Source organism: Streptomyces sp. NPDC096324 (genome assembly GCF_044763015.1).
Taxonomy (GTDB): domain Bacteria; phylum Actinomycetota; class Actinomycetes; order Streptomycetales; family Streptomycetaceae; genus Streptomyces.
The window spans coordinates 69075-82397 of sequence record NZ_JBIWFK010000003.1; the positions used below are offsets into that span (position 1 = coordinate 69075).

At 69.0% G+C, this 13323-nt stretch carries 11 protein-coding genes and 1 other RNA gene; 6 read left to right on the forward strand and 6 right to left on the reverse strand.

Going from position 1 to position 13323, the window contains the following annotated elements:
• Positions 1 to 167 precede the first annotated feature (167 nt).
• The 5 genes from ftsE to ssrA all read left to right on the forward strand — a co-directional run bounded on the left by ftsE (position 168) and on the right by ssrA (position 4188).
• Complete coding sequence (ftsE, locus tag ACIQ7M_RS07730) at positions 168 to 857, forward strand: cell division ATP-binding protein FtsE (protein ID WP_355766942.1); 690 nt, start codon at positions 168 to 170, stop codon at positions 855 to 857.
• A 33-nt stretch (positions 858 to 890) separates the two neighbouring features.
• On the forward strand, positions 891 to 1811 hold the full coding sequence (gene ftsX / locus ACIQ7M_RS07735) for a permease-like cell division protein FtsX (RefSeq protein WP_355766939.1): 921 nt from the start codon (positions 891 to 893) through the stop codon (positions 1809 to 1811).
• A gap of 67 nt (positions 1812 to 1878) precedes the next feature.
• Positions 1879 to 3045, forward strand: a complete 1167-nt coding sequence (locus tag ACIQ7M_RS07740) for a S41 family peptidase (RefSeq protein WP_403641055.1) — start codon at positions 1879 to 1881, stop codon at positions 3043 to 3045.
• A 69-nt stretch (positions 3046 to 3114) separates the two neighbouring features.
• Entirely contained in the window at positions 3115 to 3660 is a 546-nt protein-coding gene (gene smpB, locus ACIQ7M_RS07745) for an SsrA-binding protein SmpB (protein ID WP_351861961.1), read from the forward strand.
• 139 nt (positions 3661 to 3799) lie between these two features.
• Positions 3800 to 4188, forward strand: a transfer-messenger RNA (tmRNA) gene (ssrA, locus tag ACIQ7M_RS07750).
• A gap of 102 nt (positions 4189 to 4290) precedes the next feature.
• Here the strand turns inward: ssrA and ACIQ7M_RS07755 are convergent.
• The 6 genes from ACIQ7M_RS07755 to ACIQ7M_RS07780 form a co-directional block, all read right to left on the reverse strand.
• Positions 4291 to 5304: a LacI family DNA-binding transcriptional regulator gene (locus ACIQ7M_RS07755; protein WP_355766933.1), complete on the reverse strand. Its 1014-nt coding sequence runs from the start codon at positions 5302 to 5304 to the stop codon at positions 4291 to 4293.
• Positions 5304 to 7559 (reverse strand): alpha-xylosidase, encoded by a 2256-nt coding sequence (gene yicI, locus ACIQ7M_RS07760; protein WP_403641060.1) that lies wholly within the window; start codon positions 7557 to 7559, stop codon positions 5304 to 5306. Before yicI ends, ACIQ7M_RS07755 begins: the two co-directional genes overlap by 1 nt.
• Before the next feature lie 11 nt (positions 7560 to 7570).
• A complete protein-coding gene (locus tag ACIQ7M_RS07765; protein WP_403641063.1) occupies positions 7571 to 8392 on the reverse strand; it encodes a carbohydrate ABC transporter permease in 822 nt (273 codons plus the stop codon).
• Complete coding sequence (locus tag ACIQ7M_RS07770) at positions 8389 to 9354, reverse strand: carbohydrate ABC transporter permease (protein WP_403641066.1); 966 nt, start codon at positions 9352 to 9354, stop codon at positions 8389 to 8391. Before ACIQ7M_RS07770 ends, ACIQ7M_RS07765 begins: the two co-directional genes overlap by 4 nt.
• Positions 9351 to 10646, reverse strand: a complete 1296-nt coding sequence (locus ACIQ7M_RS07775) for an extracellular solute-binding protein (RefSeq protein ID WP_355766921.1) — start codon at positions 10644 to 10646, stop codon at positions 9351 to 9353. The genes ACIQ7M_RS07770 and ACIQ7M_RS07775 overlap by 4 nt, the downstream gene beginning before the upstream one ends.
• A 177-nt stretch (positions 10647 to 10823) precedes the next feature.
• Positions 10824 to 12164 carry an MFS transporter gene (locus tag ACIQ7M_RS07780; protein WP_403641069.1) on the reverse strand — a complete coding sequence of 447 codons (1341 nt, stop codon included), beginning with the start codon at positions 12162 to 12164 and terminating at the stop codon, positions 10824 to 10826.
• Positions 12165 to 12247: 83 nt separating this feature from the next.
• Here ACIQ7M_RS07780 and ACIQ7M_RS07785 point away from each other — a divergent pair, with 83 nt between their 5' ends.
• Positions 12248 to 13240: a LysR family transcriptional regulator gene (locus tag ACIQ7M_RS07785; RefSeq protein WP_403641072.1), complete on the forward strand. Its 993-nt coding sequence runs from the start codon at positions 12248 to 12250 to the stop codon at positions 13238 to 13240.
• Positions 13241 to 13323: the final 83 nt, after the last annotated feature.

Genomic DNA, 13323 nt, shown 5'->3' on the forward strand with positions numbered 1-13323 from the left:
TCCTGCCCCGCCCGGAGCGGCCTCAGCCCCTCGGACCGGGTGTGAATCGCGCCTCAGATCCGCGACAAATCGTGCAAGCCGCGCGCAACCCCGTACGCCGACTGCGCCGGCACACCCGGTTCGCGTATGGTCACGCACACCTACCCCCGGCGACCCGTGGTGCACCCGTGATCCGATTCGACAATGTCTCCAAGGTCTACCCCAAGCAGACCCACCCCGCTCTCAGGGATGTCTCCCTGGAGGTCGAGCGCGGAGAATTCGTGTTCCTCGTGGGGTCCTCCGGCTCCGGGAAGTCCACCTTCCTGCGGCTGATCCTCCGCGAGGAGCGGACCAGCCAAGGCCAGGTGCACGTCCTGGGCAAGGACCTCGCGCGCCTCTCCAACTGGAAGGTGCCGCAGATGCGCCGCCAGCTGGGGACCGTGTTCCAGGACTTCCGTCTCCTGCCCAACAAGACGGTCGCCGAGAACGTGGCCTTCGCGCAGGAGGTCATCGGCAAGTCCCGCGGCGAGATCCGCAAGTCCGTGCCCCAGGTGCTCGACCTCGTCGGCCTGGGCGGCAAGGAGGACCGGAGGCCCGGCGAGCTCTCCGGTGGTGAGCAGCAGCGCGTGGCCATCGCGAGAGCCTTCGTGAACCGGCCCAAGCTCCTCATCGCCGACGAGCCGACCGGAAACCTCGACCCACAGACCTCCGTGGGCATCATGAAACTGCTCGACCGGATCAACCGGACGGGCACCACGGTCCTGATGGCGACGCACGACCAGAACATCGTGGACCAGATGCGCAAGCGCGTCATCGAGCTGGAGAAGGGCCGTCTCGTCCGCGACCAGGCGCGCGGCGTCTACGGCTACCAGCACTGATCATCGTCCACGGAAAGGTCTGAGGAAGACGCCATGCGCGCGCAGTTCGTTCTGTCGGAGATCGGTGTCGGTCTCCGCCGCAACCTGACCATGACCTTCGCGGTCGTCGTCTCGGTCGCCCTCTCGCTCGCCCTGTTCGGCGGCTCGCTCCTGATGAGCGACCAGGTGAACACCATGAAGGGCTACTGGTACGACAAGGTCAACGTCTCGATCTTCCTCTGCAACAAGAGCGACGCCGAGTCCGACCCGCACTGCGCCAGGGGCGCGGTGACCAGCGACCAGAAGAAGCAGATCGTCGCCGACCTGGACAAGATGTCCACGGTCGTGCAGAAGGTCACCTACGAGTCCTCGGACCAGGCGTACAAGCACTACAAGGAGCAGTTCGGCGACTCCCCGCTGGCCAGCTCCCTCACGCCGGACCAGATGCAGGAGTCGTACCGGATCAAGCTGAAGGACCCGGAGAAGTACCAGGTCATCGCGACCGCCTTCGACGGCCGGGACGGCGTGCAGTCGGTCCAGGACCAGAAGGGCATCCTGGACAACCTGTTCGGGCTGCTCAACGGCATGAACTGGGCCGCGCGCGCGGTCATGGCGATGATGCTCGTCGTCGCCCTGATGCTGATCGTCAACACGGTGCGCGTCTCGGCGTTCAGCCGCCGGCGCGAGACGGGCATCATGCGGCTCGTCGGCGCCTCCGGCTTCTACATCCAGGCGCCGTTCATCGCCGAGGCCGCGGTCGCCGGACTCATCGGCGGCGGTGTGGCCTGCGGATTCCTGCTGATCGCCCGGTACTTCATCATCGACCACGGTCTGGCGCTGTCCGAGAAGCTCAACTTGATCAACTTCATCGGCTGGGACGCCGTGTTGACCAAGCTCCCGCTCATCCTCGCGACGAGCCTTCTGATGCCCGCCCTGGCCGCTTTCTTCGCATTGCGCAAGTACCTGAAGGTGTGACGCATCCCAACAGGGCCGTACCGTCAACCGGCGGTGCGGCCCTTCGCGTTGTCCTAGACTCACCGGCATGTCAGGCCGTGACCTGTTCTGCGAGCCCCGCCGCATTCGCCGCGGGGCGGCCCTGACATTGGTGTTCGCGAGCGTCCTCGTCGCCGGCGCGGCCACCGGATCGTTCTCCGACAATGCCCGGAAGACCGAGGACAGGACGCCCGGTTCGGCATCCGCACGCCGTCACGACGAGGTCACCCGGGCCGCCGCCCAGGCGATGGCGGACGGCAAGTCCCCCATGGAGGCCGCCGAACGGGCCGTCAGCCGCAGCGGGGACCGCTGGGGCGCCGTCTACTCCCAGGGCGAGTACGAGGAGTTCGAGGAAGCTCTCGACGGCCAGTACACCGGCGTCGGCCTGTGGGCCCGCCGCGAGCGCGACGGACGCATCCAGGTCACCCGCGTCAGCGCCGGCTCACCCGCGGCCGCCGCGGGCATCCGCGAGGGCGACCTGCTGCGCACCGTCGACGGCGCGAGGGTGGACGGCCGGCCCGTCACCGAGGTGGTCTCGTTACTGCGCGGGGACGCGGACGACGCGACCGCCGGCACCAAGGTCTCCCTCGGCCTGGAGCGCGGCACGCAGTCGTGGAGCCGGACCCTGCGCCGCGCCCGGCTCTCCACGGACTCCGTGACCGTCAGCAGCCTTCCCGGCCAGGTCACCCTGATCAAGGTCGACGCCTTCACCAAGGGCGTGGGCGACGCCGTGCGCACCGCCGTCGGCCGGGCTCCGGACCGGGCCGGGATCGTCCTCGACCTGCGCGGCAACTCCGGCGGACTGGTCGCCGAGGCCGTCACCACCGCCTCCGCCTTCCTGGACGGCGGCCTCGTCGCCACGTACGACGTGAACGGCGCCGAGCGCGCCCTGCACGCGAACCCGGGCGGTGACACCGTGAGACCCCTGGTCACGCTCGTGGACGGCGGCACGATGAGCGCGGCCGAACTGCTCACCGGGGCCCTCCAGGACCGTGGACGCGCGGTCGTCGTGGGAAGCCGTACCTTCGGCAAGGGCTCGGTCCAGATGCCGAGCCGGCTGCCCGACGGCTCCGTCGCCGAGCTGACCGTCGGCCACTACCGCACCCCCGCGGGCCGCTCCGTCGACGGCCGGGGCATCACCCCCGACCTGGAGGCGGACAAGGAGTCGCTGCGGCGGGCCGAGACCGTGCTGAGCGGCCTCGGAGACCTTCCCTGACCCGCTGACCGCGGTCCCGGTAATCGGCTTTCCCCCGAGCCCCCCTGTAGTGCGAAAATGGCCAGCACTATGAGCAAGGGAATGTACGTACCGAAGGAGTCCCAGCCCAAGCAGGGCGGCCAGGCCTCCGGCAAGGTCAAGGACGGCAAGCGCAAGATCGTCGCGCAGAACAAGAAGGCGCGGCACGACTACGCGATCGTCGACACCTACGAGGCCGGGCTCGTCCTGACCGGCACCGAGGTCAAGTCGCTGCGGCAGGGCCGCGCCTCGCTGACGGACGGCTTCGTCCAGATCGACGGGAACGAGGCGTGGCTGCACAACGCCCACATCCCGGAGTACAGCCAGGGCACCTGGACCAACCACACCGTGCGCCGCAAGCGCAAGCTCCTCCTGCACCGGGAGGAGATCGACAAGCTGGAGGCGAAGACACAGGAGACGGGTCACACCATCGTCCCGCTCGCCCTGTACTTCAAGGACGGCCGGGCGAAGGCGGAGATCGCGCTCGCACGCGGCAAGAAGGAGTACGACAAGCGGCAGACCCTGCGCGAGAAGCAGGACCGGCGCGAGTCGGACCGGGCCATCGCGGCGGCCAAGCGGAAACAGCGCGGCGAGTAGTACGGGCGCCGACGCGGCCGGTGAGGCGGTCCGCGGGAATACGCTGGCACCGTCGTGCGCTGGTCACGTAGGATGGCAACGCACCCCATCGAGGGCGCGGGTTCCTCCCTGGAGGGATCGAGCTTTGAAAAATCAACATGGGGATGATCGGTTTCGACAGCGGCTGTTGAAGCAGGGGAAGCGTGTCGAGGAAGCGGCAATGATCTCGTAAACCATATGTCGCAAAAAATAATCGCCAATTCCAAGAGCGATTCCCAGTCCTTCGCCCTCGCTGCCTAATAAGCAGTGAGTGAAGGACCCTTAATGGGTGTCAGCCCGGGAGTGTTCCCGACCCGGACCCTGGCATAATCTAGGGGACTAAACCATCGGGCCCGGTCACGGGGTTCGATGGGAAATCAAACAGTGGCTGAGCCCGTCGGCGACTTGTTCGCGTGATCGCCGGGGCTGAGAAAATCGCAGCGAACTGCGCACGGAGAAGCCCTGATTTTGCACCGTTGGACGCGGGTTCGATTCCCGCCATCTCCACTCATCCCATGTGTCTAATTGAATAGCGTTCAACTGAATATCGTGACGAAGGCCCCGCGGCTCAGGCAGCGGGGCCTTCGTCGTGTTTCCAGGAGTTCCGTGTCCTCAGGAATGCAGTGTGCGAGGTGCGGTACTGGAGCGTTCCGTCATCGTGGGCGTGAGCAGGGTCGCCTCCGGACAGGGCGTGCCGTTCAGTTTTCTCATCAGCAGGTCGACCGCCCGCCCGCCCACCTCGGCCGACGGAAGGGCGATGGAGGTGACCGGGACCCGCAGACTCCCGGCGAGCTCGTCCGGACAGATCGCCGTGACGGACAGATCCGCCGGAACCCGCAGACCGAGCTGCTCGAACGCGTCGATCAACGGCTCCAGGACCGGCTCGTTGTGGACGACCACACCGGTCAACGCGGGCTGCTCGCGCAGAAGTTGCTCGGCGACCCGGCGTGCGGCGGCCGGCGACGCCTCACAGGGGTGGACGGACGAGGCCAGGCCGTTCCGGTCGGCGGCGGCCGTGAAGCCCTGCACCACCCGCTGCGCGAACGCCGTGCCCCGCACGTACACCTCGGGCGGCGACCCGACCAGCGCGACGACCCGGTGCCCGAGCCCCGCGAGCCGCTCCACACACAGCTCACCGGCCGCCCTGAAGTCCAGGTCGATGCAGGTGAGCCCGTCGGGGGCGGCCGGAAAGCCGATGAGTACCGACGGCCGGTCCAGCGCGCGCAGCAACGGCAGCCGGGGATCGTGGAGCTGGACGTCCATCACGATCAGCGCGTCCACCAGCGCGGTGTCCGCCACCCGCCGCAGTCCCTCCTCGCCCTCCTCCTGGGTGAGCAGCAGGACGTCGTGGTCGTGCAGCCGGGCCGCCGTCACCACCGACACCGCGAACTGCATCACCACCGGCACATGGATGCCCGCCCGCAGCGGTACGACCAGCGCCAGGACGTTCGACCGGCTGCTGGCCAGCGCCCTGGCCCCGGCGTGCGGGCGGTAGCCCAGCCGGCGGATGCTCTCCTCGACGCGCTGCCGGGTCTCCTCGGAGATCGGCCGCTTGCCGCTGAGGGCGTAGGAGACGGTGCTCGGGGACACCCCGGCGTGCCGCGCCACATCGGTGATCTTGACCATCACTCCGACTCCAGATCGAGGGAGAGGAAGCCCGTCCCGGCGCGGGCCCGCACCTCGCGTCCGCCCGCGGCCAGCCCCCAGGGCGCGGACGGGTCGCCACAGGACGCGCGCAGGGTGTTCCCCTCGCGCACGACGGTGAAGGTGACCGGGCCGACCGGTACCGACACCCGGGCGCCGCGCTCCAGGCCGTACGCGCGCAGAGTGACCCCGTCGGCGTAGTCGTACTCGGGGCGGTCGTCCACCGCGCCGACCGGGATCACCGCGCCCGGCCGCACCAGCAGCGGCACGCTCAGGAATCCGTGCCGCTCGCGCACCCAGCGCGGTCCGGTCACCGGCGGCCCGCCGAGGTAGGGGGTCCACGTGCCCTCCGGCACGTAGTACGAGACGTCCCCCTCGTCGCTGAAGACCGGCGCGACCAGCAGATCCGGGCCCAGCATGTACTGCCGCTCCAGATGCGCGCACCCCGGATCTTCCGGGAACTCCAGGACCATCGCCCGCATCATCGGCACCCCCTCGGCGTGGGCGGTGCGGGCGGCCTCGTACAGATACGGCATGAGGCGGAGCTTGAGCCGGGTGAACAGCCGCAGGACGTCCACGGCCTCCTCGTCGAACAGCCAGGGCACGCGGTACGAGGACGAGCCGTGCAGCCGGCTGTGCGAGGACAGCAGGCCGAAGGCGATCCACCGCTTGAACAGGGCGGGCGTCGGCGTCCCCTCGAAACCGCCGATGTCGTGGCTCCAGAACCCGAACCCCGACATGCCGAGGCTGAGTCCGCCGCGCAGCGACTCGGCCATCGACGCGTACGTCGCCTCGCAGTCGCCGCCCCAGTGCACCGGGAAACGCTGGCTCCCCGCGGTCGCCGAACGGGCGAAGACGACGGCCTCCTGCTCACCCCGGTGTTTGCGGAGCACCTCGAACACGGTCTGGTTGTAGAGGTACGCGTAGTAGTTGTGCATCCGCTCCGGGTCGGCGCCGTCGGCGTACGCCACGTCCACCGGGACCCGCTCGCCGAAGTCCGTCTTGAAGCAGTCGACGCCCTGTTCCAGCAGCGCCTCCAGCTTCGCGGCGTACCAGTCCCGGGCCGCCGGGCTGGTGAAGTCGACCAGGGCCATGCCCGGCTGCCACAGATCCCACTGCCACACGCTTCCGTCGGGCCGCCGCAGCAGATGCCCGAGGGCCCGCCCCTCCGCGAACAGCGGTGAGCGCTGCGCGATGTACGGGTTGATCCACGCGCTGATCCGCAGTCCCTTGTCCTTCAGCCGCGTCAGCATGCCCTCCGGATCGGGGAACACCCGCGGATCCCACCGGAAGTCGCACCAGTTGAACTCGCGCATCCAGAAGCAGTCGAAGTGGAAGACGGACAGCGGGAGTTCACGGTCCCGCATGCCGTCGATGAAGGAGGTGACGGTGTCCTCGTCGTAGGAGGTGGTGAAGGACGTCGACAGCCACAGGCCGAAGGACCAGGCGGGCGGCAGGGCCGGACGCCCGGTGAGGGCCGTGTACGTGCGCAGGATGTCCTTCGGGGTCGGTCCGTGGATGACGTAGTACGTCAGCTCCTGTGTCTCGGCGCTGAACTGGACCCGGGAGACCGCCTCCGAGCCGACCTCGAAGGACACCCGGCCCGGATGGTCGACGAAGACGCCGTAACCCGCGTCCGTCAGATAGAACGGCACGTTCTTGTAGGCCTGTTCGGTGGCGGTGCCGCCGTCCGCGTTCCACATGTCCACGACCTGGCCGTTCTTGACGAGCGGCCCGAAGCGCTCGCCGAGGCCGAAGACCTGGGTGCCGACACCGAGGTCGAGCTGTTCGCGCAGATAGTGGGCGCCGGTCGCGTCCCGCATGATGCCCATGCCCTTGGCGCCGCTGCTGGTCAGGGTCCGGCCGTGCGCGAGGAAGTCGATGTGCCAGGGCGTGGTGCGGGCCACCCGGACGGACAGGGCGCCCGAGGTCAGGGTCGCGTGGCCGTCGTCGTACTCGGTGTGCGGGGTGAACCCGGTTCCGTGCAGCTCGAACCGGGGGCCCCGGGGCTCCTCGCCCTGGAAGTGGGTGAACGTGACGCCGATGACGTCGGGCATCGGCGCGTGGGCGCGGATCGTCACGACCGGTCCCTTCAGCAGGTCGCCGCGGTGCCGTATGGGCTGCGTCGGCGCGTGGATCTCCAGGCCGCCCGGCCCCGAGGTCACATCGAGGACCTCGACCGGGTGGGCCGCGGTGACGCCGTCGCGCAGCAGCCAGTAGCCGTCCGTGAACTTCACTGTCGTACCCCTTACTTCACTGCGCCGACGGCGATGCCGCGGGTGAGGGTCCGCTGGAAGACGAGGAAGAAGACGATGGCGGGCAGCACACCGAGGAGGGCGGCCGCGTTCGTCATCGTGGCGTCCATCAGACGCTGTCCCTGGAGGACGCCGAGTGCCACCGACACGGTCTGGTTGTCGTTGGAGATCAGCATGACCAGCGGCAGCAGGAACTCGTTCCACGTCCAGATGAAGAAGAAGACGAGGAGCACGCCGATCGTGGGGCGGCTGACCGGGACCACGATCCGCCACAGCACCTGCCACTGGTTCGCCCCGTCGATCCGCGCGGCCTCGATGATCTCGCGCGGGAACCGCCCGAGGACGGCGGAGAGGAGATAGGTGCCGAAGGCCGTCTGGATCACCGTGAACACGATGATCACGCTGAGCCTGGTGTCGTAGAGGCCGGCCTGCTTGCTCAGGTAATAGAGCGGATAGACCAGCGCCTCCTGCGGCAGCGTGTTGGCGAGGACGAAGAAGGCGAGCACCCAGGCGCGGCCCTTGATCCGGCCGATGCCGATCGCGTACGCGTTCAGCACGGACAGCACCGCGGCCCCGACCGCCACCGAGCCCGAGATCAGCACCGAGTTGAGGAGCTTCCGCCCGAAGTCGACGCGCTGCCAGAAGTCCTCCAGACCGTTGAGGTAGAGACCGTGCGGCAGGCTCAGAGGGCCGTGCGCGGAGTACTCGGCGGGTGACTTGACCGCGTTGAGGGCGACGACGGCGAACGGCAGCACCATGAACAGCGCGCCGATGACGAGGGCCACGAGGACCGGGTAGCGGCGAAGGGCGGTCATGCGCGGACCCCTTCCTCGGCGTCCTCGGCGCGGGTCTGGAACCTCAGCCCGATCAGCGCCAGCGCCAAGGTGATCACGGTCAGGACGGTGGAGATCGCGGCGCCGTAGCCGACCTGGGTCTTCTCGAAGAAGGTGGTGAAGGAGAAGTACGACGGCACGTCGGTGGCGCCGCCCGGACCGCCCTTGGTCAGGACGTAGACCGCCCCGAACACCTTCAGCGCGGCGATCGTGCACCACAGCAGGACGACCGAGATCTCCGGGCGGATCTGCGGCAGCGTGATGTGCCAGAACCGCCGCCACCAGCCGGCGCCGTCCAGCTCGGCGGCCTCGTGCAGCCCCGGGTCGACACGTTGCAGTCCCGCCATGAAGACCACGAGAGGGAAGCCGAGCTGCACCCAGACCATCACCCCCATCACGCTGTACAGCGCGAAGTCCGGGTCGCCGAGCCAGTCCCGCTGCCAGGAGCCGAGACCGACGGCCTTCAGCAGCGCGTTGAGCGAGCCGTCGTCGGGGGCGAGGATCCAGCTCCAGACGATGCCCGCGACCGCGATCGGCAGCACCTGGGGGAGGTAGTAGCAGGCCCGCAGCACCGCCACGATCCTGCTGCCGAAATGTCTGCCGATGTAGTCGAACAGGGCCGCGGCCAGGACGAGTCCGACGGCCGTCGGGACGAGGGCCATCGCCAGCACCATGAACAGGCTGTGCCGGAACGACGCCCAGAACTCGCTGTCGTCCAGCAGGGCACGGTAGTTGTCGAGGCCGGTCCACGAAGGGGTGCCGACCCCCTGCCAGTCGGTGAAGCCGATCCCGGTGTTCATCAGGAACGGCACGACGACGACGGCCGTGAACGCGAGCACGCCGGGCAGCAGGAACAGCGCGTAGGAGGTGTGCGGGCGGCTCGGGTGACCGGCCCGGGCCTTCAGGCCGGTCACCCGCCCGCCGCGTTCGGCGGTCACCGTCATGTCCGCGGTACGCCCTTGTCGTACGCCTTCTGGAGGTTGTCCAGGTAGGCGTCGGGTTTCTCGCTGCCGGTGATCAGCTTCTGTGTCTCGGAGACGAGGGTGTCGTAGAAGCCCGCCACCGGCCAGTCCGGGTAGAAGGCGAGCCCGTCACGCCCCGAGAGGGTGTTGTAGTCGGCTATCAGGGTCTTGGTCTTCGCGTCGGTGATCGCGGAGGTGTCCGCGGCCACCGGGACACCGCCCTTGTTGCCCAGCAGGTTCTGGATCTTCTTCGACATGGTGATGTCGATGAAGTCGTAGGCCAGTTCCTTGTTCTTGGCGCCCTTGGGGACCACCCACAGGTTGCCGCCGGAGCCCAGGGTGAGGTTCGAGCCGGGGAACAGGCCGGAGTCCCAGTCGAACTTCGCCTCCGACTCGAAGCGGCCGTACCACCAGCTCCCGGAGAAGAGGATCGGTGACTTGCCCTGGATCCAGGACACGCCCGCGTCCTCGGCCTTCGTGCCGCTGGACTTCTTGGAGATGTACCCCTTCCTCACCCAGTCGGCGAAGGTGTCCGCCGCGTAGCTCCAGGCCGTGTCGTGGAAGTCGGCCTTGCCCTTGTACAGCTCGTACGTGTCGACCCAGGAGCGATCGGCCTTGGAGAGGGCGAGCTGGTAGAGGTACTGCTGGGCGATGTACTCGGCGCCCGCGTTGGCGAGCGGGGTGACGCCCTTCGCCACGAACGCGTCCATGGCGGAGACCAGTTCGTCGTACGTGGCCGGCTCCGCGATCCCGTACTTCTTGAAGAGGTCCTTGTTGTAGAAGACCATCGTGTACTCGGCGTAGTCGGTCACGCCGTACCACTTGCCGGAGCCCATGACGCCGTTCGTGTCGTACTGGCTCGTGGTCCTCACCCCGGCGCTGAGCTTCTTGTCCCAGCCGCGCGCGGTGGCCTCCGCCGTGAGGTCGGTCAGCAGTCCCTGTTTGGACAGGAGCCCGGCCGTCGCGTTGCCCTTGTTGTACTCCATGAGGTCGGGGGCGTCGTTCGAGTTCAGGACCATGGGAGCGGTCTTCTGGATCTGCTCGAAGCCCTTCTCCTCGAACTTCACCTTCACGCCCGGGTGTTGCGCTTCGAATTCCTTGATGGCCTCGTTCCAGGCCACCCCCATCGCGCTGTCCGGCCCTTCGTAGTGCCACAGTCTGAGTGTTCCGCCGTCCGAGGAGCCACTGTCCGAGCCGCCGCATGCCGTCGCCAGCAAGGCACCTGTCAAGGTCACCGCCACCGTCGCCGCCAGGCGCCGTCGTGTCGTCGACATCCACTGCCTCCAGAGGAGTTGGATGGGTATCGGGCCGTCATGCACGCTCGTCGAATCGTTTCGATGCATGACGTCGAAGCGCTTCGACGGGGGAAGGTAGGTGGCGGCCGTGGGCACGTCAATGGGCTGAACCGGAATTGGGGCAGGGGTTCGACGGGTCGGACGACGTCGGGGGGGCTACGAGGTCGTGACCGGGTCCAGTTCGAGGTGGCGCTCCCGGTGCCGTGCCGTACCCGTCCTCGCGGCCAAGGTGGCGATCACGAGCGCGGTCGTCGCCGCCGCCACCGGGACCGTGTATCCCGCGGCCGGTGACCAGTGCTCCACCATCCAGCCCGCCGCCGCGGAACCGCCGGCTATACCGCCCAGCAGGCCCGTCACCGCGAGTGTCATGCCCTCGTTCAGTCGGCCCTCGGGCGTGCGCCGCTGAACCAGGGTCATGCCGGTGACCATGGTCGGAGCGGTCGCCATGCCCGCCACGAGCAGCGCACCCGCGAGAACCGGAAGCGAGCCGGTGAGCCGGACGGCGAGGAGCGGCAGCGTCAGCAGAACAGCCATGGCGCCGACACACACCGCGTACCGCCGAGCGGCGAGCGTGTAGGCGTCGAACGGGGCGGAGCCCGCGGAGTGTCCGAAGGGCCCGCCGTGCTCCGGAGAGCCTGCCGAGCGGTCGGCGGAAGCCTCGCGTCCGGGCGAGGGAGTCTCCCGTCGCAGCGTGCCGAACAGCAGGCCCGCCACGCACGACCCCGCCGCCTGGAGGGCGAGCACCACGCCCGCCGCGGAGCTGTGTCCCCGCTCGTCCGCGAACGCGATCGTGGCCACCTCCATCGCGCCGAACACCGCGCCGGTGGCGAGGAAGGAGAGCAGCAGCGGAGGCATACCGGGCGCGAGCACGGGCGACCCCGATGCCGTGACCGGCCGGAGCGGCGGCTGCGTCGAACGCTGCGCGGTGAAGAGCAGGACGCCCGTCATCAGCAGCGCGGAGCCCACGAGCATGCCCGCCGCCGGGGAGACCGCCCCGCACAGGAAGGCCGCGAGCACCGGGCCCAGCATGAAGCACAGCTCGTCCACGGCCTGCTCGAAGGAGTTCGCGGTGTGCAGCGCCGCCGCGTCCCCCTTCAGGAGGTGGGCCCAGCGTGCGCGGGACATCCCGCCCGTGTTGGGGGTCGTGGCGGTGGCGGCGTACGCGGCGAAGAGGGTCCAGTCGGGCGCGCCGAAGCGCACGCACGCCACCAGCCCCGTCCCGCCGAGCAGCGCGAAGGCCGTGGCGGGAACGGCCACCCGGGCCTGCCCGTGCCGGTCGACGAGCCGCGCGGTCCAGGGAGCGACCACGGCCGTCGCCGCGAGACCCGTCGCCGTGACGGCGCCGGCGAGCGCGTACGAGCCCCGCGCCCCGGCGATCATGATGACCGCGCTCACGCTGAACATGCCCATGGGCAGCCGGGCCACGAGATTCCCGAGGGTGAAGGCGCGGGTGCCGGGCAGCGCGAACAGACGGCGGTACGGGGTGAGCGGTGACATGGATGAACCGTCGCCCGGCGTCGCGGGGGCGGTCCAACACTTACTCCGTCGCGATTCACGCACTTGGGTTGTAGGTTCGCGTGATGCCTGGTCAACGCCCCTTTCCCGGTCACCTGGACCTCCGTCTGCTGCGTGCTTTCCTCGCCGTCGCCGAGGAGCTGCACTTCACCCGTGCCGCCGCCCGCCTGTACGTGGCCCAGCAGTCCCTGAGCCGTGACATCCGCCGATTGGAGCGGGAGCTTCGGGCGGAGCTGTTCGTGCGGACGACCCGGCAGGTGACGCCGACGCTGGAGGCCCAGCGGCTGCTGCCGTACGCGCGCCGTGTACTGGAGGCGCACGACGCGCTGCTGGACGCCTTCGCGCGGCCCGGCGGTGAGGAGCGGCCGCTGCTCGTCGACGTGAACACACCCGGTCTGGTCTCCAGCCGCATCCTCGACCGGGCCCGCGACCTCGCCCCCGGCAGCGAACTGATGGCCCGTTACGAGAGCGGCCTCACCGGCGCGGCGGCGGATCTGCTCGCCGGCCGGCTGGACGTGTCGTTCGGCCGCTTCGCGGGACTCGACCCCGCCGTACGGGCCCGGCTGGACCATCGGGTGGTGCGCTACGAGCCGATGGCCGTCGTCCTGCCCGAGGACCATCACCTCGCCGCCCTGGACGCGGTGCCGCTCGCCGCGCTCGCGGGCGAGACCGTGTACGCGGGGGCGGGGAACCCCAGGACCCTGGAGTGGACCGACCTGGCTCATCACCTGTTCGAGGGACGGGACATCAGACTCGCGTCACCCGCGCCGGTGGCTGTCGGGGCCCAGGAATTCGGGCGGATCATGGCGAAGTGGCGGAATCCTGTGCTCGCCGTAGTGGAGTTTCCGGCCATGCCCGGTTCGGTGTCGAGGCCTCTGATCGACCCCGTACCCCTGTCACCGGTGTCACTCGTGTGGCGCAAGGGACTTGTTCATCCAGGGATCGATGCGCTCGTACGAGCCGCAGCCGAACTCGCGAGCGAAGAAAGTTGGCTACTGAGTCCCCGGGGAGGGTGGATTCCAGCCACCGACGCCCTCATTTCCCTGAGAGATGCATGAGACGTATCCGTACGAGTCCCGCCCTGCGCTACATTCCTGCCTCCGGGCGCGGTGTGATATTGGGGCGCTTTGGACCGAGTGGG